Raw genomic sequence first — 19,802 nt, 5'->3', positions numbered from 1 at the left:
CGGCGATCCGGCGATCCGGCGATCCGGCGGTGCGAGCGGCGTGCCACGACCTCCCCGGGCTGTGGCACGCCGCCGCATGTGCCCTCGTCCGCCACACCATGGGCAGAGCCTCCCCGGGGCGCGGTTCATGGGATTCCGACGGCCGGAACAGACATACGGGAGCCGGCCGACAGCCCCGCCATCCAGGGAGTTGCCGTGACGCTCACATGCAATCGCGGACCGACCGAACAGGCCGCCACCGCGGCATTCGTGGACGAAGCCGTTCACTCGTGCGGCGATCAACCTCGGCGGCGACACGGACACCGTCGCCGCGGTGAGCGGAGGCCTCGCAGGGGCGTACTACGGGCTGGATGCGATCCCCGCCCGCTGGACCCAGCCGCTCCATGTCCCCCTCCCAGGGGCCGACGGACGGGTGCTGCACCTGGCAGATCTGCTCCGCCTTGCACACCGCCTCGGAGGCTGAACCGATCGGTCTCCACCCTCATGCTGCCCTAGGAGCTCGAAGGCGCCCTCGTACGGGAAGGCCGCAGCGCCTCCCGGCTGGTGACGGGCATCTGCGGTCACGGCGGCATCACCGAGGCGCTGCTGGGGGTCGGCGAGCCTGACCGTCGCCGGGCACGCGCATTGCCCGATGGTCGTCGCACGCCGCAGTGACGACAACCAGGTCCGGCCGGGAACGCACAGCCACATCGTGGTCGGCCTCGGCGGGAGCCCGGCGACGCCGGCGGTGCGTTTCGCCGCAGCCGAGACGCGGCGGCGGGGGCTCGGTCCTGGACGCGGTACGGGCCTGGCAGTGCCTCACACGAGACCATCGACCACCCTGTGCTCGCCGGGGAACCTCCCCGCATGCATGAGCAGCAGGCGGTGGAGGTACTGGAAGCGGTGGAGGTACTGGAAAAGGCGCCGCGCGACGTCCCCGCCCCTGTCGTAACTCACCGGCCTGCGGTCGAGGTCACCACCTGGAACGTCGCGGACGCCTCGCGCGGGGCCCAGCCTCCGGGGCGTGGGCGCCGAGCGTCACCACCGGCACTTCGGGCTGCGGTTGGGCCGGGTGGCCTACGGAGTGCTGTACAACTCGGCCTGTCCGGTCGCCATCGTGCCCGAGCGGGGGCGAGCATTCGGGCAGGACGCCCTGCTCGACAGGGTCGCCGTCCTGCGGCTGACCCTTCCAGTTTCACGGCCCTGCGACCTGAATCGACGACTTCCGGAGTTCCCAATGTCCAAGGTGGAACACCAGAACGCCACCGCACTGCCCGACGACGAACTGCGTACGCTCGAAGCCCACTGGCGCGCCGCCAACTACCTCGCCGCGGGACAGATCTACCTGATGTCGAACCCGCTGCTGACCGAGCCCCTGAAGCCGGAGCACATCAAGCCCCGGCTGCTCGGCCACTGGGGCACCTCGCCCGGGCTCAACCTCGTGTACACCCACCTCAACCGTGTCATCAAGGCGCGCGGACTCGACGCGCTGTGCGTGTGGGGCCCCGGGCACGGCGGTCCGTCCGTACTCGCCGGCGCGTGGCTGGACGGCAGCTACAGCGAGATCTACCCGGACGTGTCGCGCGACGCGGAGGGGATGGCGCAGCTGTTCCGGCAGTTCTCCTTCCCGGGGGGTGTGCCCAGTCACGTGGCGCCGGAGGTGCCGGGGTCCATCCACGAGGGCGGCGAGCTCGGCTACTCGCTCGCCCACGCCTACGGCGCCGCCTTCGACAACCCGCACCTGCTCGTCGCATGCGTCATCGGCGACGGTGAGGCGGAGACCGGACCACTGGCCGCTTCCTGGCACTCCAACAAGTTCCTCGACCCGGTCCACGACGGCGCGGTCCTGCCCATCCTGCACCTCAACGGCTACAAGATCGCCAACCCGACCGTGCTGTCCCGCCTCCCCGATGCCGAACTCGACCAGCTGCTTCGGGGATACGGCCACGAGCCGCTCCACGTCACCGGCGACGACCCCGCCGCCGTCCACCGGGCGATGGCCCAAGCCTTCGACGAGGCACTGGACCGGATCGCCCTGATGCAGCGCTCCGCCCGCGAGGGCGACGCCGGTGAACGCGTCCACTGGCCGATGATCGTGCTGCGCACCCCGAAGGGCTGGACCGGCCCTGCCGAGGTCGACGGCCTGCCGGTGGAGGGAACCTGGCGTGCCCACCAGGTCCCACTCGCCGGCGTACGGGAAAACCCGGAGCATCTACGGCAGCTGGAGGCATGGCTGCGCTCGTACCGGCCCGAGGAACTGTTCCACCCGGACGGCCGACCCGTCGCCGACGTCCTCGCCTGCGTTCCCGACGGTTCCAGGCGCCTGGGCGCCACCGCGTACGCCAACGGTGGGCTCCTCCTCCGAGACCTGCCCATCAGGCCGCTTGACTCCTTCGCCGTGCCCGTCGACAAGCCCGGAACGACCCTCCACGAACCGACCCGAGTCCTCGGCGACCTCCTCGAGCAGGTCATGAAGGACACCGCACGCCGACGCGACTTCCGCCTGGTCGGCCCGGACGAGACCGCGTCCAACCGGCTCCAGGCCGTGTTCAACGCCAGCGGCAAGGCCTGGCAGGCCCAGACCCTTCCGGTCGACGAGCACCTGGACCGGCACGGCCGGGTGATGGAGATCCTCTCCGAACACCTCTGCCAGGGCTGGCTGGAGGGCTACCTCCTCACCGGCCGGCACGGACTGTTCTCCTGCTACGAGGCCTTCGTGCACATCGTCGACTCGATGGTCAACCAGCACATCAAGTGGCTGAAGACGTCCAGGGAGCTGCCGTGGCGCGCCCCCATCGCCTCCCTCAACTACCTGCTCACCTCGCACGTGTGGCGGCAGGACCACAACGGCTTCTCCCACCAGGATCCCGGCTTCGTCGACCACGTCCTCAACAAGAGCCCCGAGGTCGTACGGGTCTATCTGCCGCCGGACGCCAACACCCTCCTGTCCGTCGCCGACCACGCCCTGCGCAGCCGCGACTATGTCAACGTGATCGTGGCCGGCAAGCAGCCCTGTTTCGACTGGCTGTCCATGGACGCCGCCCGCGCCCACTGCGCACGCGGCGCCGGCATCTGGGACTGGGCCGGCACGGAGAACGGCGCCGAACCGGACGTCGTCCTCGCCTGCGCCGGCGACGTGCCCACCCAGGAGGTCCTGGCCGCCGCCCAACTGCTCCGCCGTCACCTGCCCCAACTCGCCGTCCGCGTGGTCAACGTCGTCGACATGACCCGGCTGCTGCCGCGCGAGGAGCACCCGCACGGCATGCCCGAGTTCGAGTACGACGGCCTGTTCACCACCGACAAGCCGGTGATCTTCGCCTACCACGGCTACCCGTGGCTGATCCACCGCCTCGCCTACCGCCGCACCGGCCACCCGAACATGCACGTACGTGGCTACAAGGAGTCCGGTACCACGACCACACCGTTCGACATGGTCGTCCGCAATGACCTGGACCGATACCGCCTGGTCATGGACGTCATCGACCGCGTCCCCGGCCTGGCCGTCCGGGCCGCCGCCGTACGCCAACAGATGGCCGACGCCCGCACCCGCCACCACGCCTGGATCCGCGAACACGGCACCGACCTGCCCGAAGTCGCCGAATGGGCCTGGAACGCCTGAATTGGCCTGCTCCCGGAAGGAGTTCACCCACCTGCACCGTACGGGGCGGCAGCGGCTTGGGCCGCATCTACCTCCGCGCGGCACTGGGCCGCGCGGAGGCAGTCACCCAGGACGTCGAGGTGGTCGCGATCAACGACATCACCTCACCCTGCCACGCTTGCCCATCTGCTGGAGTACGACTCGACGTTCGGGCGCATCGGACATCCTGCCGTTCGCCAACGGCGTGGCGGGCAAGGGCCGCATGCACCCTCGCCGACCAACACCTCGAGCGGTGCGGCGCCTTGGGCGTACTTGAGGACTTCTTCGGCGACCTGGCTGAGTTTGATGTTGGTGTGCTGTGAGACCTCTCGGAGCACCGTGAAGTTGCCGTACGGCGTTACTCGGCCCAGCGTGGTCAGCACGCCGATGGCTCGTCCGGGCCCGCGCGCCGTGTCCTGCCGCCTGGACCGGTTTGGTTGTCGGCCGGCCGGCGTGCGGGCGCCATACTCACGCCCGCACCCACTCAGGTCTCAGGCTCGGTGGCTGCCGTAGTAACCGCCGAGCTGCTCGTGATAGCCCGCATCCCCAGCGTGCTTGTCCTTGTCGAACTCGGGAGCGTTCTTGATCTGCTCTTTGGTCCGGTCGACGTAGATCGTCTCGGCGGCCGTGTCGATGCCGCTGACGAGGCCGGCCGGGATTAGGACATGCTTGCCGAAGATCCACACCCCCGTGTCGACCACGAGGTGGGAGGCGCCGACGTCGTCGGAGTGCTTGTCGACCTTGCCGATGCTCCCGTCAGTCGCTTCGACCTTGTAGCCGATCAGGCTGCTGCCCGCCGTATACCCAGCCGTCGGCTCGTAGCCCCACATGTCCGCACTCACGAATCCATCTCCATCTTCAACGATTTCACGGCCGAAATAAATCATCACGGCCCGGATTCCTTGAATTGCTCATGCGTCGAGTGCCCACTGCTGCCGACCGTATTCATCACCCGGCGCGTACATCGCAGAAATTTGGGCAATCCTTTGTGCCGGCGGTAATCCCGGCGCGGTTCCAGCACGCAGACACCCTGCCCGGCAATACCCGCTACCCAGAGAACGGTGCGCTGACATTTCGAGTGCGCCCCCCGCATGGAAATGGGGAGGCCTCGGGGCCAAAGCACTTGAGCAAACAGAAGAATGAGCAGCAAGGGAAACCGCAATTATCGGCCTGGGTGAGCGGCATGCTTCCCCTTAATACTCCAGCCGTAGTTCGTGATCTTCATTCCTGAGTGGCTGGCTTGGGATCGGGCCTGGTGGCGGCGTCGCCAGTTCGACCAACCGAGCCGGTCGGCTGTGTCGTGGACAGGTCGGACGACGAGGGTGATGAACAGGCGCTGGATCTCGTTGCAGGTGAGCGGAATGAGGGCATCGGGTGCGGGGCGGGTGTGCTCGTCTGCGCGGACGACGGCGAGGAAAGCGTGCGCGAACATGGCGAGGGTGGTGACCCAGCGGGTCCAGGAGGTATAGCGGCGGACTTGGTGCTCGTCGAGTGCGGCCAGGCCCTTGCCCGACTGGAAGGACTCCTCCACCCGCGATCTTGATCCAGCGACTCTGACCACCACGGTCAGCGGCACGGACGCGGGCGAGTAGCAGCGGTAGTAGGCGAGTTCGCCGGTGCTGCGGTTACGGCGGATCAGTAGCTGACGACTCCCGGGGCGGGGGTCGGGGAGGTCGATGACTGCCCAGTTGTAGACGCGGTGGCCCTTGGCCCCGGCCCCTGCGGAGAGCTTCTGCCAGGCCCGCTTGGGCACCTTCTTGGCCAAGATGTCCGCACGGAACTTCCCCGCACCGGTGGTGACTTCGTGCGAGCAGGCCACCGCGAGGACGTAGCCGGTGCCGCGTTCCTCCAGTGCGGTTCGCAGCTTCGGGTTGCCGCCGTAGACCTCGTTGGCGCTGGACGCCGACCGTGCCAGTGCCTTTCTTCACATCGCCGGTCTCGTCGACGACCAGCACCGCCCGGTCGTCGTGCAGGTGCAAGCCGGAGCTGGCCACTCGTATGGTCGCCCGGTTCCTGGACGCCGGCCACCAGGCCGCATGGGTTGCTCCACTACGTAGCCGCACACGTCGTCGCGGACCTGATCGGCATTCCACTTGGCCCTGCCCAACAGGTGCTGCATGCCGTCCGGAGTGGTCTCGCCGGCCCACTCGGCGATGGTCCAGCAGTTCTTGCGCGGCAGGTCGGCCAATGGACCGAGCACCAACCGCGCCGCCCTGCGCCGGGTTCGACCCGGGCGAAGCGCCCCGCGATCCGGCCCATCAGGCCCTCGAATGCGTCCCGCCAACGGGTGGGTTCTATGCTGTGACCTGAGGCCACCGTCTCTTCGTCAGTCCACACAACTCACGATGATCAACGGTGGCCGCACCCGTCTCCACAACGCGTCAGGGTCGCGCAGTTCCGCCTGCCGTCCTGAGTCAGGAGGACATGTGCAACGTGGCGAAGTCTGGTGGGTGGAGTTCGACGAGCGGCGGCTGGTCGTACTGCTGGCGGCAGACGACGCGTCCAGGATCCGGGCGATGCAGGTCGTCACTCCTGCGGGCGTCGACATCAGCGGTCTGGGCGTCGAAGTGCAAGTAGGTGCCATGGAAGGACTGCCCTTTGAAGGCGTGCTGCGGTTCGCGTTCCCGGGCCCGGGCTTTACCCCCTGCACGTGGCTGACCACAGTGTCCCAGGACGACCTGATCGAGCGGGCGGGCGTCCTGTCCTCCGCGAAGCTCAGCGAGATTGAGGACGCCCTCCGTCTCGGCGAACAGGCGAAGGAACGGACCCCGGCGACAACCGCGAAGCTCAGCGAGATAAGGGACGCCCTCCGTCTCGGTGAACTCGGGTAGGCGGAGAGGCGCCACTCACCATCGAGATCACGATCTACGGCTGGAGTATTGAAGGGCGTAGCTGTACTCAGCTTGAACTCGTAGACGCCGAGAGGGCGTGACGGTCCTTGATCCCTGCGGTATGGCAGGTGCATGCGGTATGCGCAGAGGGGCGGGTATACGCCTGCCGAGCAGGAACGACGTGAACAACTGCGGCTGAAGGCCGCTGAGTTATTTGAGCAGGGCGAGAGTTCTGGTGCGGTCGCGGCGGAGTTACGGGTAGCGCCGCGCACTGTGCGGCTGTGGCGTCAGCGGTGGCGCGAGGGCGGGGTGCAGGCCCTGCGTTCCAGGGGACCGGTGTCGCCGGAGCGTCTGTCGGCGCGGCAGTTCGCGCGTCTGGAAGCAGAACTGCGGCGCGGCCCGCCGGCGCACGGATTCGCCGACGACCAGCGGTGGACGCTGAAGCGGATCAAGGCGCTGATCGGGCGGCTGTTCCATGTGGGCTACACGGTGCAGGGCGTGTGGAAGCTGATGCGGCGCCACGGCTGGTCGTGCCAGGTCCCGGTGCGCCGGGCCGTCGAGCGGGACGAGGAGGCCATCGAGGTGTGGAAGCAGGAGGTGTGGCCGCAGGTAAAACCAGTGCGGCGGACCTGGGCGCCTACATCTGCTTCGAGGACGAGGCGGGGCAGGGCCTGAGGCCGCCGAAGGGCCGCACATGGGCCCCGCGCGGGGCACGGCCCGTGGTGAGGGTGCGTGGCAGAGGTTCCGGCCGGGTCAACGTGGCCGGCGCGGTCTGCTTCCGCCCCGGCGAGCGCCCGCACTTCTTCTACCGGCTGCACGTCTGTCACGGGCGCAAGGGCGAGCCCAAGAGCTTCGCCTGGCACGAGTACCGCGAACTGATCCTCGCCGTTCACCAGCAGCTGCACGCGCCGCTCGTGTGGTGCTGGGACAACCTGAACGTGCACCTGTGTGCACAGATGAAGGAGTTCGCCGACGAACACCAGGAGTGGCTGCGTGTGGTCCAGATGCCCGCGTATGCACCCGAGCTGAACCCCACCGAGGGCGTCTGGTCACTCCTGAAACGCTCCATCGCCAACTTCGTCGCCGCCGACCTGGGCGGCCTCGTCCGCATCGTCAAGCGCAAGCTCAAGAAGATCCAGTACCGGCCCGACCTGATCAACGGCTGCCTCACCGAGACCGGCCTGGTGATCGAACCACCGTGATCCACCAGCCGGCGTCTACGAGTTCAAGCTGAGTAGCGGCGCTGTTGGACTGTGGGCGACCATCGCTCGGCAATCTGGCCTCGGACGTCCACGACCCGAACTCCTCCGGCAGGCCACTCCACGGCATTCCGGTCCGGTACTTGAACGCGATCGCGTCAATTATCTGCCGGTGAGTCCGCCACCGACCGCCACGTCTTGGCGTCCGGTCCGGCAGCAATGGCTCGATCCGCGCCACTGCGCGTCAGGCAGCGACACAGATCAACCAACGATCAGATGATCCTCTGGAGGCGACTCTGCGCTGCGGCATGTCAGGCCAGCTTGAAGCCGCTCCGGAATACGCCGCTGTACTCCCCAGGCGTCACCCAGCACGTCCACGGCAGGCATCGTACGGCTCCCTCGAACACGTGTGGCCTCCAGCCATCCTCACCCCAGAACACCCGGGCACAGGCTCGCCCGGCGGCCCCACTCTCATCACTGATCCGAAAAAAGACCTAGCCCATAAGCACGCCGAGCAGGCTCCGCTGAGAACCGCTGGGATGCCCCGAAGTTTCCGGACAGGCGTCCAATAGGATCGTCTGAACTGGAAACGAGGAATCGAAGTGGCACCACCGAGCAAGTACACGCCTGAGTTCCGTGAGGAAGCCGTCCGGATCGCGCTGGCTTCCAGCAAGACCGTAACCGAGGTCGGCCGTGAACTCGGTATGAACCCCGAAACCCTCCGGGGCTGGGTGAAGAAGCATAAGGAACGGAATGAACCTCCTGCCGGTACCGAGCTGTCCCACGATGAACGCGCTCGCCTGAAGGAACTTGAACGCCGTATCCGTGAAGTCGAGATGGAGAATGCGTTCCTGAAAAAAGCCGCAGCGTACTTCGCGAAGGATCCCCGGTAGCGAGCAAGTACGAGTTCATCGATGAGATGCGACTCGACACAACGGAGTACGCATATCCCGTCGAGTTCATGTGCGAACGACTCGGCGTATCCACATCTGGCTACTACGACTGGCGGGGCCGCCCGAAATCCGCGACGGCGCAGCGACGCGAGGAGTTGAAACTGCTGATCAAGAAAGCATTCGACGATTCCGACAGCACCTACGGCTATCGGCGCATCCACGCCCAGCTCCATCGCTGGGGCCACGCCGCGGGCCCGGAGCTGGTCCGCCGGCTCATGCGGGAGCTGGGACTTGAGCCCTGCCAGCCGAAGCCCAGACGCTTCGGCCTCACCCGAGGCGCGCCCGCCGCCGTGCCCGACCTCGTGGGCCGGAACTTCACCGCCGACGCTCCGGGTGAAAAACTCGTCGGGGACATCACCTACATCTCCACCGGAGAGGGCTGGCTGTATCTCGCGACCGTCATCGACTGCTGCACGAAGGAGGTTGTCGGCTACGCGATGGACGACCATTTTCAAACCCCTCTCATAGCCAGAGCCATCCGTAACGCAGCACGGAACAGGAAACTCGCCAGGAACGCAATATTCCACTCGGACCGCGGAAGCAACTACATGTCGGCCGAGTATGCTGTGGTTCTGGGCGAGCTCGGCCTGCGGCGTTCTGCCGGCCGTACCGGGATCTGCTTCGACAATGCCATGGCCGAATCATTCTTCGGCGCCCTGAAGAACGAGCGCGTTTCGAGGGTGACTTACCTGACCCGCGACATCGCCAGGCAGGACATCACCCGTTACATCGAATTCTGGTACAATCACAAACGCCTTCACTCGGCGGTGGGTTACCGTCCTCCCCGCGAAGTCCACGCCGCGTACCAGAAGTTGCGAATCGTCGCGTGAGTCAATAGTCAGATGCCTGTCCGGAAAACACGAGGCCCCTCACCGCCGCGGGCCTCACTCATAGCTCGACGATGCGAGCTCTGCGGAAGTCGACAGCGCCCGGACCGCCGACCAGTGAGGCTCGCTGGGATGCGGTCTTCGCCGCCCGTCAGGAACGGACGCGGCGGCGCTGGGCCAAGTACATTGCCGGGGTGATACAGCGGGCCATGGTTCATCGCCGCGCTGTCATGACGCAGATCATGGCCACTCTGCATGGCTACGGGCGTCGGCGCCGGGCTCAGTCCCGCGGCATGCGCAGCGCGTTCGTCCACAGCCGGGTGACGGTCCCGACCAGCGTGTCGAAGGGCACGGATTGGCCCAGGACGAAGGTCACGTACGCAAGCCGGCTGACCATCGCGCTCAGCGCCCGGGCGGTGATGTCCGGGTCGAGTTCCGGATCCGCGAGGCCCGACTGCTGGAGGCGGGCGATGGCGGCGGCGCTGCGGTCGATGAACACATGCGACCGTTCCAGCCGCACTCGCACGAACTGCGGGTCGACGGCGGCGGCCTGTTCCATGGCGGCCATCAGTCCGGCGTTGCGGCGATAGGACTCCAGGTAGGCGCGGTTGGCGTCCTCGACCCCTCGCCACAGGTCCTTGCGTCCGCCTCCACCGTCGCCGCCGTCCTCGTCACTGCCGTCGCTCACTCCCGCGTGCAGCATCTCGTCCTGCAACAGCGCCAGGACGGCGGCAAACACGTCCTCCTTGGACGTGAAGTGCGTGTAGAAGCTCCCGGTGGCCACGCCGGCTTCGGCCGCGATGTCGACAATGCGGGCATCCAGATAGCCGTCCCGCTCGAAGATCCGCCGGGCCGCGCCCACCAGGGCGTCACGAGTGCGCATGCCGCGCCGGGTACGCGTCCCGGCCGGCTGTGGCTGCGCGGGGTGATCGGTTCCAGGATCAGGGGGGAGCATGTGTGCATCGTAGCCCAGTATTGAATCCGAATCCGGATTCAAGTACGTTCCGGCCCATGGACAACACCTCTGCTGCCACCGCCTGGAACCTGCTCGTCCGCCGCGACGACCTGTCGACCGCGGAACTGGAGGACGCTCCCGTCCCGCAGGTGCAGGACGGCGAGGCACTGCTGCGCGTCGACCGGGTCGGCCTGACCGCCAACAACGTCACCTACGCCGCGCTCGGCGACTCGTTCCGATACTGGGAGTTCTTCCCCTCTCCTCGCGCCGGCTGGGGCATCGTCCCCCTCTGGGGCTTCGCCGACGTCGTCGCCTCCCGGGTCGACGGCATTGAGACCGGCAGCCGCTACTACGGCTACTTCCCGTCCGCAAGCCACCTGCTGGTCCGCCCCGACCGAGTCGACGCACGCGGCTTCCGCGAGGCCAGTGCTCACCGCGTGCCGCTGCCCCGGCCCTACAACGCCTACGCCCTCACCACGGGCGACATCGCCTACGAGGCCGGCCGCGAGGACCTTCACGTCCTGTACCGCCCGCTGTTCTGGACCTCGTTCATGCTGGCCGACTGGCTCGTCGACAACGCCTGGCTAGGTGCGAAGAGCGTCGTCCTGTCGTCTGCCTCGAGCAAGACGGCCTACGGTGCCGCCCACCTGCTCCAGGGGCAGGGATGCGAGGTGGTCGGCCTGACCTCCCCGCGCAACCTCGCCTTCACCGAGGGCCTCGGCTGCTACGACCGGGTGCTGACCTACGAGGACGTCTCCCGGCTCCCACGCACACAGACGCTGTACGCCGACTTCGCGGGCGACCAGCAGCTGTCCACCCGGCTGGGCGCCCACCTGGGCGACGCGCTGGTGCACCAGGTGGTCGTCGGCATCACCAACCAGGAACCCGCGCCCGCCGGCACCCTGGCGGAGACCGGGCCGGCCATGTTCTTCGCCCCCGACCAGATGCGCAAGCGGATCGGCGACTGGGGGAGGGAAGGGCTGGACCGCCGTTTCGCCGAGGCGTGGAAGGAGTTCCTGCCCGTGGCCGACGGGTGGGTCGACATCGTGCACGACAACGGCCCGCAGAGTCTCGAACGGGTCTGGCACGAGGTCCAGTCGGGCCGGACCTCGCCGCGCACCGGCCACATCATCACCCCGTAGCGACGGCCGTCGCCCTCGACGTGCGGCCCCGTTGCACACGGCCGCACTCACCCCGCCTCGAACGGGACGCCCATGGGGCGTCGGGTTCAGTTCCGGCGGCCACTGGTCCAATGGTGGCTACACCGCCGAGAACACGGCCGCCCAGCGTGCGGAGACCATGGCGCGGACGTTCGGTGCGGGTACGGTCGCCCTGGTGTTGTACGCCCGGCCTATCGTCGTGGCCAGCGGCGACTACATCCCCCGCAAGTGCGGCCCCGGCATCACCACCGCCGACCTCTTCGTCATCAACAAGACCGACCTCGCCCCGCACGTCGGCGCCGACCTGGACACCATGGCCGTCGACGCGAAACGACAGCGCGGCGACCTCCCCGTCATCTTCACCAGCCTTACCGCCGGTGGCGGCATTCGTGAAGTCGCCGACTGGGTCACCGTCCACCTCACCCGGTGGCGCGGCGAGGCAACGGCATGAGCCCCTCCTCGCAACTCATCCCCGTCCGAACCGCCTCCGCTCCCGGCATTCCCCCAGCCGGTGCCCAGGAGTCCGCCGGACACCACGACGGTGTGTACGTGCCATGGCCCGTATCCGCGCCGCGCACAACGAACGCGTCACCACCCTTCCGCAACTGCACAGCGACATCCCCTTCCACCTGCGGCGACTGCGCACCCACGGCAACGCCGCCAGAGTGGGGATCATCAGCACCTAAGGGGCACCAGAACGCGGCTGGGACGGCCCGGCCATGCTGAACGGACACCGGGGTCGCGCGGGCCGCCGCGTCGGCGGCCCGAGGCGCTCGAACCGCAGGCCAAGTTGCTGGAAGGGCAAGTTCTTGAGGCCCCGTCACCTCGGAGCGCGTCCTCTGTGCACTGTATCGGCGGTCCTGGGGGTGGGCAGTAATGACCGCACCGTCTCGCGTCGTAACGCGAGGGCGATGGCGCGCGCCTCGATGCCCGCCTGACGAAGGACACCCGTGAGGGGATTGGTGTATCCGGCAAAGTACAGGCGTGCGGCTTCGGGGTGGGTCTGTGCCCCTGCGGCGAGGGGTTGCCCGTCCTCGTCGAGTACGCCCAGGGGCCCGACCAGGTCGTGCAGGTTGGTCCGGTACCCGGTGGCGGCGATGACCGTGTCGGGGCGCAGTCGGGTGCCGTCGGCCAGTACCACGTCGGGGCCGTCGAATGCCTGGACGGCCGCGACCGGCTCGACTCGACCGGACCGGACGGCGTTCACGAAGCCATGGTCGAGCACGGGGTTGACCCCTTCACGGGCATTGCGGGTGTACAGGCCTGTGCGGGGCCGGGGCAGTCCCCATGAGGTCAGGTCGGGCACCGCTAGACGTTGCGTGAGCAGGGAGGTGCGGTCGCGCCACGCGAGCGGGAAGGCCTCCGTCAGCCGGCCGGCCGCATGCCATCGTGCGCTGGAGCGGGGCAGGATGTTGGGTGGGGTACGGACTGCGATCCGTACCCGCCCGGCTCCGGCCCCGGCCAGGACGCTCGCGATCTCGGTGCCGCTGTTACCGGCGCCGACGACCAGGACGTCCCGCCCGCGGTAGGGGGCCGGAGAGCGGTAGTGGGCCGAGTGCAGCAGGGTACCGGTGAAGGTCGAACGCCCGGGCCAGCGGGGGAGGTTCGGGGTGTGGCAGCGGCCCGTGGCCACCACGACCGCACCCGTGGGCACCGGGCCATCGGGGGTGTGGACCAGCCACTGTGCTCCCGAACCGGGCTCGGCCCGTTCGATGCGGTCCACCGGGGTGGTCACCCGGACGTCCAGTCGGTGATGGGCTACGTAGCGCTCCAGGTATCGCACATAGTCGTCCCGGCTCACCCACGGGCCCGCCTGGCGCGGCACCGACAGGCCGGGGAGCTTCGACGTGCTGGGAGTGGTATGCAGTCGCAGGTGGTCATAGCGCTGCGCCCAGCTCGATCCCACTCGGTCCGACCGTTCCAGGATCACGGTCGGCTCTCCGGAGCGGTTCAGTAGCGCGGCAGCCGCCAGGCCGTGGGGGCCGGCTCCGATCACGATCGTGGGAGCGCTGAGGTCTCGTTGTGGTGTCGGGGGCATCGCCTTTTACAACGGCAGACCGCGGCGCACGTCACGCCCAAGTGGCAGGTACAGAAGAGCGGGTGACCGCCGTTACACCGGCGGTACGGACTCGTTGGACAGCGGGCAGCAGACGTTGCGCGGGGGATCGGTCCGCCCAGGGCCGGCCGTCCGGGTCGGCTCGTTACATCTGTCCGATCATTCGAGGGGCTCATGTGCAGGCAGCAACGACGCGCCACCGGCCACGGCTGCGGATCAGCGGAGTCTGCAAGGCGTTCGGCGGCAGGCAGGTCCTGCGCGACGTGGATCTTGATGTGTCTGCCGGGACGCTGGTGGGAGTCGTCGGCGAGAACGGGGCGGGAAAGAGCACTCTGTTGCAGATCGCCGTGGGACACCTCGCACCCGACCGCGGAACGGTGGCACGGACCGGGGCGGTGGGGTACTGCCCGCAACGGGCGGTACTGAACGATGCGTTCACCGTCGGACAGCATCTGCGGTTGTTCCAGATGGCCTACCGGCTGCCGACACTGGAGCGCGCCGGCGAGCTGATGGAGCTGCTCGCGCTGGCCGGCTGCCGGCGACAGCAGGTCGGCGAACTCAGCGGCGGAACGCGACAGAAGCTGAACCTGCTGATCGCTCTCATGCACGATCCGCAGTTGCTGGTCCTGGACGAGCCCTACCAGGGCTTCGACTGGGACACCCATCAGCGGTTCTGGACCCTGGCCGCCGACCTGCGTGATCAGGGCCGGTCGATCATCGTGGTCTCTCACCTGCTGCACGACCTGCACCACTTCGACGCGATCACTCACCTGCGCCAGGGCCGTCTGCTCGAGGAGACCAACCGTTGAGGCTCGCCTGGACGGCATTCACCGAACTGCTGCGCTGCACTCTTCGGGGCCACCTGCGCAACCGGCTGGCGCTGGTCCTGGCGATCGCGTTCATCCCCATCTGGATCGCCGTGGCACGCCTGTGCACCTCCGATCAAGTGGTGCGCATCCGGCTGGACGCCATCAGCACCCCCGTCTCCGCCCCGGCCAGCCAGGCCGGCCAGGTGGCCAGCGCGCTGGGTGCCATCACCATGGTCGCCGGCTTCATCACCTTCATCGAGACCTTCCGATCGCGGGAGATGGACCGCCGTCTGCTGCTGGCCGGCTACCCCCGGCTGCCGATGCTGCTGGCCAAACTTGCTGCCGTCGCCCTCACCGCCGCCGCGCTGGCCCTCTACACCACGATCCTGCTGTGGATCTCCCTGCCCGTACACCACACAGGTCCTCTGGTATTGGCCCTTACGGGTGCCGGCCTCGTCTACGGCGGCATCGGCCTTCTGCTCGGTTCTCTGGTCCGCGGCGAGCTGGAGGGCTTCTTCCTCATCATCATGCTCAGCCTGGTCGACACCGGCCTGCAGAATCCCGTCTTCAAAACGCTCATGGACGTGGCGGGCGTGTCCGCGCTTCCCCTGTACGGCGTGAACCAGTTGGCGCTGAGCTTGGCCCTCACCCCCCACACTCCCTGGTCCCACGGTCTGCTCTCCCTCACCTGGTCCGCAGCGACCGGCGCCCTGGCGCTGCTCGTCCTCCACACCCACCGCCCTTCCCGCTCCCCGTGGTCCCGCAGGACGAGCGCCCAGGCAGGGTGATCACGGTGAGGACAGTCTTCCTCCCGGCCCTCGTTAGGGCAGTTTCGCGTTCCACCGGCTGGTGTGCTTCCTGGCCGACACCGGCGAGGCGTTTGCGTGGTCGCATGCGGCTGGACGACCAGGTGGCCCTCGCGGGACCGTCTGGAGGTTCCCGGGCCGGGGTGGCCTGACCAGCAGGATTCATCTGGCCTGCGACGCCTTCGGTCGCCCGCTCACGGTGCTACGCCGTCGGAGCGAATCCACAAGCCGATGGGATTCCGGGCCCGGCCCGGAGGGGGAGACCCAGCGTTGTGACAGGCCGTGTAGCAGGACACGTAATTCCGTATGAGGTACAGGGCAACGGTCCGGAGCGGGTCCTCGCACTTCACCACTGGCTCGGCGACAGATCGAGTTTCGGCCATCTGCGGCGGTATCTGGACGGGAGCGCGTTCAGTTACGCGTTCGTGGACTGCCGTGGGTACGGCGAGGCGATGGATACCCCCGGCACGTACACGATGGAGGAGGTCGCGGCGGACGCCCTCGCCGTGGCCGACGACCTCGGCTGGAACACCTTCTCGGTCATTGGTCACAGCATGGGCGGCAAGGCGGCCCAGCTGATTTTGCTGGACGCCCCGTCGCGGGTCCGCTCGATCGTCGGCATCTCACCGGTACCCGCATCCGGGTTCCCGCTCGAAGGGGAGATGTGGGAGCTGTTCGTCGGGGCCGTGGAGAATTCCGGCAACCGCAGGACGATCTTTGATGTCACCACCGGCGGTCGGCACAACGATGCATGGCTGGATGCCAGGGTGAGCGGCTCGGAACGTGCCGCGTCGGCTGCCCTGCGCTCGTATCTCGAATCCTGGACTCGCGGCTCCGACATCCACGAACGGCTCGAGGGAAATCCGACGCCGGTGCTTGTCGTGGCTGGTGCGAACGACCCGGCGATGGGCCCCGACACCATGCGGTCCACCTGGCTGCAGTGGTATCCGCACGCCGAGCTCGAGGTTTTCAACGACGCCGGCCACTTCGCCCCGGATGAGAGCCCAGAGACTCTGGCGACGGTGGTCGAAAGATTCCTCGGCCGCTAGCCACCGCCTTTCACTTGCGGCAGCGTCCGGATCCCTAGCGGAAACGCGAAAGTGCCTCCTGAGCGCGGGATGCTGAGGCTTGTCTCGGGCTTCTGTCACCACAGGAAGAAGGAACTTTCTGCGTGCACCTACCGGGTTGCGTCCCAAGCTCGTCGTCTCGGCCGACGGCCGCGGGGTGGTCACCCACGCCGGATCCCGCATGCTCGCCGATGTCACTGGGTCTGACTGGAGCATTCACGGACGCGCCGCGCAGGCTGCGACCGCGTGGCACCGGGCATAACCCCTGTGCCGATGGCGTCGCCGACGTCCGGTGTGAGACGGGCAGGTCGGCTTCGACGAGTTCGTGGCCCAGCCCGGCGAGGAGCCCGATGGCGCCGTCCAGGGCCGCGAGGCAGTCGGCGTGCGGGCAAGAAGCGTCAGCATGTTGCACATATCGCCCACTCTGAACGTAACGCACACCAACAGCCTGTCCAATTTGCGCCATACAAGTCTCTGACCTGCTGTTTTCCGTAACATGCTTTTACTGGGGGGTTATTTCTATGACTCATCATGGCGAGTGCGTTGCCACCCCGGCCCCGGGGTGCTGACTGCGTGTCCTACCTCGATGCCGGCGAGACCCCCGCCGGAACTAGGTGGGTGCTCCCCGGGCGGTCGCTCAGGCATCGATGATGACAGGGATGATGAGGGGCTTGCGGCGGTGGGTGCGGAACGCCCAGTTCGCCACGGCGCGGGCGACGAGTTGTTCGAGTTGGCGCGCGTCGCCGACACCTTCCTCGGCCGCGGTGGACAGCGTCTTCTCGATGACGGGGATGACCGGCTCGAAGGTGGTGTCGTCGTGGACGAAGCCCCGGGCCAGGAAGTCGGGGGCCTCGGCGAGGGCGCCGGTGTCCGCGTCGACGATCGCCACCACCGTGACCACGCCTTCGGCGGCGAGGGTGAGGCGGTCCTTGAGGGACGCTTCGGTGGCGCCGCCGACCTCCATGCCGTCCACGTAGACGTTGCCGGCGGGGACCTTGCCGGTGATGGAAGCGCGCCCGTCGACGAGGTCGACGACGACGCCGTCCTCGGCGATGACAACCCGGTCGGGGTCGACGCCGGTACGGATGGCGAGGTCGCCGTTGGCCCGCAGGTGGCGCCATTCGCCGTGCACGGGCATGACGTTGCGGGGTTTGACGATGTTGTAGCAGTAGACGAGTTCGCCGGCGCTGGCGTGTCCGGAGACGTGCACCTTGGCGTTGCCCTTGTGGACCACGTGGGCGCCCCACCGGGTAAGTCCGTTGATCACCCGGTAGATGGCGTTCTCGTTGCCGGGGATGAGGGAGCTGGCGAGCAGTACCGTGTCGCCCTTGCCGATGCGGATCACGTGGTCGCGGTTGGCCATCCGTGACAGCGCGGCCATCGGTTCGCCCTGGGAGCCGGTGCAGACCAGAGTGATCTTGTGGTCCGGGAGCTTTTCCAGCTCCTTCGTGCTCACGACCAGACCGGACGGGACCTTCAGATATCCCAGGTCACGGGCGATGCCCATGTTGCGGACCATCGACCGGCCGACGAAGGCAACCTTACGGCCGTGCTGGTGGGCGGCGTCCAGGACCTGCTGGATGCGGTGCACATGGCTGGCGAAGCTGGAGACGATGACGCGGCGCGGCGCGGTGCGCATCACCTGCTCGATCGCCGGGTTCAGCTCACGCTCGGAGGTGGTGAAGCCGGGTACTTCGGCGTTGGTGGAGTCGGTGAGGAACAGGTCCACGCCCTCCTCGCCGAGGCGGGCGAAGGCGCGCAGATCGGTGATGCGGTCGTCGAGAGGGAACTGGTCCATCTTGAAGTCGCCGGTGTGCAGCACCATCCCGGCGCCGGTGCGGATCGCGACCGCGAGGCCGTCCGGGATGGAGTGGTTGACCGCCACGAACTCGCAGTCGAACGGTCCGAAGCCGCGCCGGTCGCCCTCCCGCACACGCACCGTGCGCGGCCGGATGCCGTGTTCCTTGAGCTTGGCCTCCAGAAACGCCAGCGTCAGCTTGGAGCCGACGACGGGAATGTCGGACCGCTCGCGCAGCAGGTACGGCACGCCGCCGATGTGGTCCTCGTGGCCGTGGGTGAGTACCACGGCCACGATGTCGTCCAGCCGGTCCCGGATCGAGGTGAAGTCCGGCAGGATCACGTCCACGCCGGGCTGGGTCTCCTCGGGGAACAGCACGCCGCAGTCGACGATGAGCAGTTTGCCCGCATGCTCGAAGACGGTCATGTTGCGGCCGATCTCACCCAGGCCGCCCAGGGCGATGACCCGCAGCCCTCCTTCGGGAAGCGGTGGGGCGGCTTTCAGGTCGGGGTGTGGGTGACTCATACCTTGACATTACCCGGGGAGCGGGAGGGGGTGATCCATTGCAGCGTGATCTCTTCCTCCGACGGAGCGGGATATGGGCAGTGGGTGCCCCCGGGACGCTCGGATCACGCCGACGGGCGGGCATGCCCTCACGGCGACTGAAGGTGAGCTTGGAGTGGCCATGTCCTGCGGGCCCGGGCCGGGGGCCTCTGGGTGCGGGGAGGACTGGCGGGTGCACGGCTCACCCCGGCCCGGGCCCGCCTGGGGTTCCGGCACCTCCCCCGCACGTGCACTGCCCGCCCCGTGCACCGAAACCCTCAAGAAGTCGGGCGCGGAAAGGCCGGTGAACCCGGCCGGCTCGCCGGTGGGCCGGATCTCCACGGCGAACAGGCCGAAGCCCTGTGAATCCCACTTGCTCACCCATGCCTGGACCCCGCCGCGAGACAGCTGTTAGTCACGGCCGCTGCCGTCACGGATCCACCGCTCGCCCGCAAAGGCATCGATTCCTCCCAGCGGCTGGGTCGGCACAGTGGGTAGCCGAGCGCACCGTAGCCCTGGCTGAACGGCTTCCGTCTGCACCGCAGCTCCGAACATCGCCCTGACCACTTCCTCGCCTTCGTCGGCATCGACTTCGCAATGATCAGCCATCGCAAGCTGACACGATGGGATGGATTCGAAAGGGGGAGGGAATGCCAGACGTGCGCCAGGCTCTGGAATCCGACCACCGCACGCTCGTGGAGTGCGTGCAGAAGTGGTGGGGTGACTCACGCACCCCTGACCAGGCCCGCGAGTTGTCCCTGCTGTTGCCGAAGCTGTTCTTGCAGTTCTTCTCCAGTACCAGCCTGGTGCTGGAGGATGACACGGGGGTCAAAGCGTTCCTGGTCGGCTTCCACTCCGCCGACAACGATGATGTAGCGTACATCCACTTCGTGGGGGTGGACCCGAAGCTACGTGGACAAGGCGTGGCTCGCAGGCTTTACACAGCGTTCCTACAACGCGCCGCCGAGGCAGGCCGCGAGGAAGTGCGTGCGACCACCTCGCCCGCGAACACCGGGTCCATCGCGTTTCACCGTGCCATGGGCTTTGACCTCGAAGAGGGCGATCGTGAGATCGATGGCCTGCCTGTCCACAGCGACTACGACGGCCCTGGGCAGGACCGCGTGTGCTTCTACAAGAGGATCGCACCCCGCGCCGGTTCGTAGAATTCGCCCCGGCACTTAC

18 protein-coding genes and 3 pseudogenes are annotated in these 19,802 nt (G+C 67.8%); 14 read left to right on the top strand and 7 right to left on the bottom strand.

Annotation, left to right across the window (positions count from 1 at the left end; genetic code table 11):
• Positions 1 to 268: 268 nt before the first annotated feature.
• A pseudogene (locus OG331_RS06320) lies at positions 269 to 463 on the top strand (ADP-ribosylglycohydrolase family protein); the annotation flags it as partial.
• A 753-nt stretch (positions 464 to 1,216) separates the two neighbouring features.
• On the top strand, positions 1,217 to 3,598 hold the full coding sequence (locus tag OG331_RS06315) for a phosphoketolase (RefSeq protein WP_406209759.1): 2,382 nt from the start codon (positions 1,217 to 1,219) through the stop codon (positions 3,596 to 3,598).
• 143 nt (positions 3,599 to 3,741) lie between these two features.
• Here the strand turns inward: OG331_RS06315 and OG331_RS06310 are convergent, their stop codons facing one another.
• The 3 genes and pseudogenes from OG331_RS06310 to OG331_RS06300 all read right to left on the bottom strand — a co-directional run bounded on the left by OG331_RS06310 (position 3,742) and on the right by OG331_RS06300 (position 5,875).
• A complete protein-coding gene (locus tag OG331_RS06310) occupies positions 3,742 to 3,999 on the bottom strand; it encodes an ANTAR domain-containing protein (protein WP_406192502.1) in 258 nt (85 codons plus the stop codon).
• A gap of 108 nt (positions 4,000 to 4,107) precedes the next feature.
• A complete protein-coding gene (locus OG331_RS06305) occupies positions 4,108 to 4,458 on the bottom strand; it encodes a PRC-barrel domain-containing protein (protein ID WP_406192499.1) in 351 nt (116 codons plus the stop codon).
• A gap of 320 nt (positions 4,459 to 4,778) precedes the next feature.
• Positions 4,779 to 5,875, bottom strand: a pseudogene (locus tag OG331_RS06300) (IS701 family transposase).
• Between the two features lie 167 nt (positions 5,876 to 6,042).
• Here OG331_RS06300 and OG331_RS06295 point away from each other — a divergent pair.
• The 3 genes from OG331_RS06295 (at position 6,043) to OG331_RS06285 (ending at position 7,649) form a co-directional block, all read left to right on the top strand.
• On the top strand, positions 6,043 to 6,447 hold the full coding sequence (locus OG331_RS06295) for a type II toxin-antitoxin system PemK/MazF family toxin (RefSeq protein ID WP_406192496.1): 405 nt from the start codon (positions 6,043 to 6,045) through the stop codon (positions 6,445 to 6,447).
• 132 nt (positions 6,448 to 6,579) lie between these two features.
• A complete protein-coding gene (locus OG331_RS06290; RefSeq protein WP_406190674.1) occupies positions 6,580 to 7,122 on the top strand; it encodes a winged helix-turn-helix domain-containing protein in 543 nt (180 codons plus the stop codon).
• Positions 7,047 to 7,649, top strand: coding sequence for a transposase (locus OG331_RS06285; RefSeq protein ID WP_406190495.1), 603 nt, complete (start codon positions 7,047 to 7,049; stop codon positions 7,647 to 7,649). Before OG331_RS06290 ends, OG331_RS06285 begins: the two co-directional genes overlap by 76 nt.
• Here OG331_RS06285 and OG331_RS06280 read toward each other — a convergent pair.
• Positions 7,615 to 7,884, bottom strand: a complete 270-nt coding sequence (locus OG331_RS06280) for a transposase (protein WP_406192493.1) — start codon at positions 7,882 to 7,884, stop codon at positions 7,615 to 7,617. The genes OG331_RS06285 and OG331_RS06280 overlap by 35 nt on opposite strands.
• A 364-nt stretch (positions 7,885 to 8,248) precedes the next feature.
• Between OG331_RS06280 and OG331_RS06275 the strand changes: the two genes are divergently transcribed.
• A protein-coding gene (locus OG331_RS06275; protein WP_406191951.1) for an IS3 family transposase occupies positions 8,249 to 9,429 on the top strand; the annotation gives its coding sequence in 2 pieces (ribosomal slippage) (positions 8,249 to 8,513 and positions 8,513 to 9,429; 1,182 coding nt in all).
• Positions 9,430 to 9,706: 277 nt separating this feature from the next.
• Here OG331_RS06275 and OG331_RS06270 read toward each other — a convergent pair.
• Entirely contained in the window at positions 9,707 to 10,309 is a 603-nt protein-coding gene (locus tag OG331_RS06270; protein WP_406192490.1) for a TetR/AcrR family transcriptional regulator, read from the bottom strand.
• A gap of 128 nt (positions 10,310 to 10,437) precedes the next feature.
• Here OG331_RS06270 and OG331_RS06265 point away from each other — a divergent pair, with 128 nt between their 5' ends.
• The 3 genes from OG331_RS06265 (at position 10,438) to OG331_RS06255 (ending at position 12,227) form a co-directional block, all read left to right on the top strand.
• Positions 10,438 to 11,523 carry a DUF2855 family protein gene (locus OG331_RS06265; RefSeq protein WP_406192487.1) on the top strand — a complete coding sequence of 362 codons (1,086 nt, stop codon included), beginning with the start codon at positions 10,438 to 10,440 and terminating at the stop codon, positions 11,521 to 11,523.
• A 157-nt stretch (positions 11,524 to 11,680) separates the two neighbouring features.
• Positions 11,681 to 11,992, top strand: coding sequence for a GTP-binding protein (locus OG331_RS06260; RefSeq protein ID WP_406192484.1), 312 nt, complete (start codon positions 11,681 to 11,683; stop codon positions 11,990 to 11,992).
• A gap of 103 nt (positions 11,993 to 12,095) precedes the next feature.
• Positions 12,096 to 12,227 carry a hypothetical protein gene (locus tag OG331_RS06255; protein ID WP_406192481.1) on the top strand — a complete coding sequence of 44 codons (132 nt, stop codon included), beginning with the start codon at positions 12,096 to 12,098 and terminating at the stop codon, positions 12,225 to 12,227.
• A 134-nt stretch (positions 12,228 to 12,361) separates the two neighbouring features.
• Here the strand turns inward: OG331_RS06255 and OG331_RS06250 are convergent, their stop codons facing one another.
• Positions 12,362 to 13,579 carry a flavin-containing monooxygenase gene (locus OG331_RS06250; RefSeq protein ID WP_406192478.1) on the bottom strand — a complete coding sequence of 406 codons (1,218 nt, stop codon included), beginning with the start codon at positions 13,577 to 13,579 and terminating at the stop codon, positions 12,362 to 12,364.
• Between the two features lie 194 nt (positions 13,580 to 13,773).
• Between OG331_RS06250 and OG331_RS06245 the strand changes: the two genes are divergently transcribed.
• The 3 genes from OG331_RS06245 to OG331_RS06235 all read left to right on the top strand — a co-directional run bounded on the left by OG331_RS06245 (position 13,774) and on the right by OG331_RS06235 (position 16,261).
• A complete protein-coding gene (locus OG331_RS06245) occupies positions 13,774 to 14,406 on the top strand; it encodes an ABC transporter ATP-binding protein (RefSeq protein WP_406192475.1) in 633 nt (210 codons plus the stop codon).
• A complete protein-coding gene (locus tag OG331_RS06240; RefSeq protein ID WP_406192472.1) occupies positions 14,403 to 15,194 on the top strand; it encodes a hypothetical protein in 792 nt (263 codons plus the stop codon). The genes OG331_RS06245 and OG331_RS06240 overlap by 4 nt, the downstream gene beginning before the upstream one ends.
• A 290-nt stretch (positions 15,195 to 15,484) precedes the next feature.
• Positions 15,485 to 16,261 (top strand): alpha/beta fold hydrolase, encoded by a 777-nt coding sequence (locus OG331_RS06235; RefSeq protein ID WP_406192469.1) that lies wholly within the window; start codon positions 15,485 to 15,487, stop codon positions 16,259 to 16,261.
• 655 nt (positions 16,262 to 16,916) lie between these two features.
• On the opposite strand, the gene OG331_RS06230 is transcribed toward OG331_RS06235, so the two are convergent.
• A complete protein-coding gene (locus OG331_RS06230) occupies positions 16,917 to 18,602 on the bottom strand; it encodes a ribonuclease J (protein WP_406192466.1) in 1,686 nt (561 codons plus the stop codon).
• Between the two features lie 462 nt (positions 18,603 to 19,064).
• On the opposite strand from OG331_RS06230, the pseudogene OG331_RS06225 reads away from it, so the two are divergent.
• Together OG331_RS06225 and OG331_RS06220 are read left to right on the top strand one after the other, a co-directional pair.
• Positions 19,065 to 19,241 (top strand): annotated as a pseudogene (locus OG331_RS06225) (IS5/IS1182 family transposase); the annotation flags it as partial.
• A gap of 29 nt (positions 19,242 to 19,270) precedes the next feature.
• Positions 19,271 to 19,783, top strand: coding sequence for a GNAT family N-acetyltransferase (locus OG331_RS06220; RefSeq protein ID WP_406192463.1), 513 nt, complete (start codon positions 19,271 to 19,273; stop codon positions 19,781 to 19,783).
• The last annotated feature ends 19 nt before the right edge of the window (positions 19,784 to 19,802 follow it).

The organism is Streptomyces sp. NBC_01017, assembly GCF_045162795.1.
Lineage (GTDB): Bacteria > Actinomycetota > Actinomycetes > Streptomycetales > Streptomycetaceae > Streptomyces > Streptomyces machairae.
The sequence above is the reverse complement of the archived record's forward strand: the minus strand, read 5'-3'. Positions and strand labels throughout refer to the sequence as shown.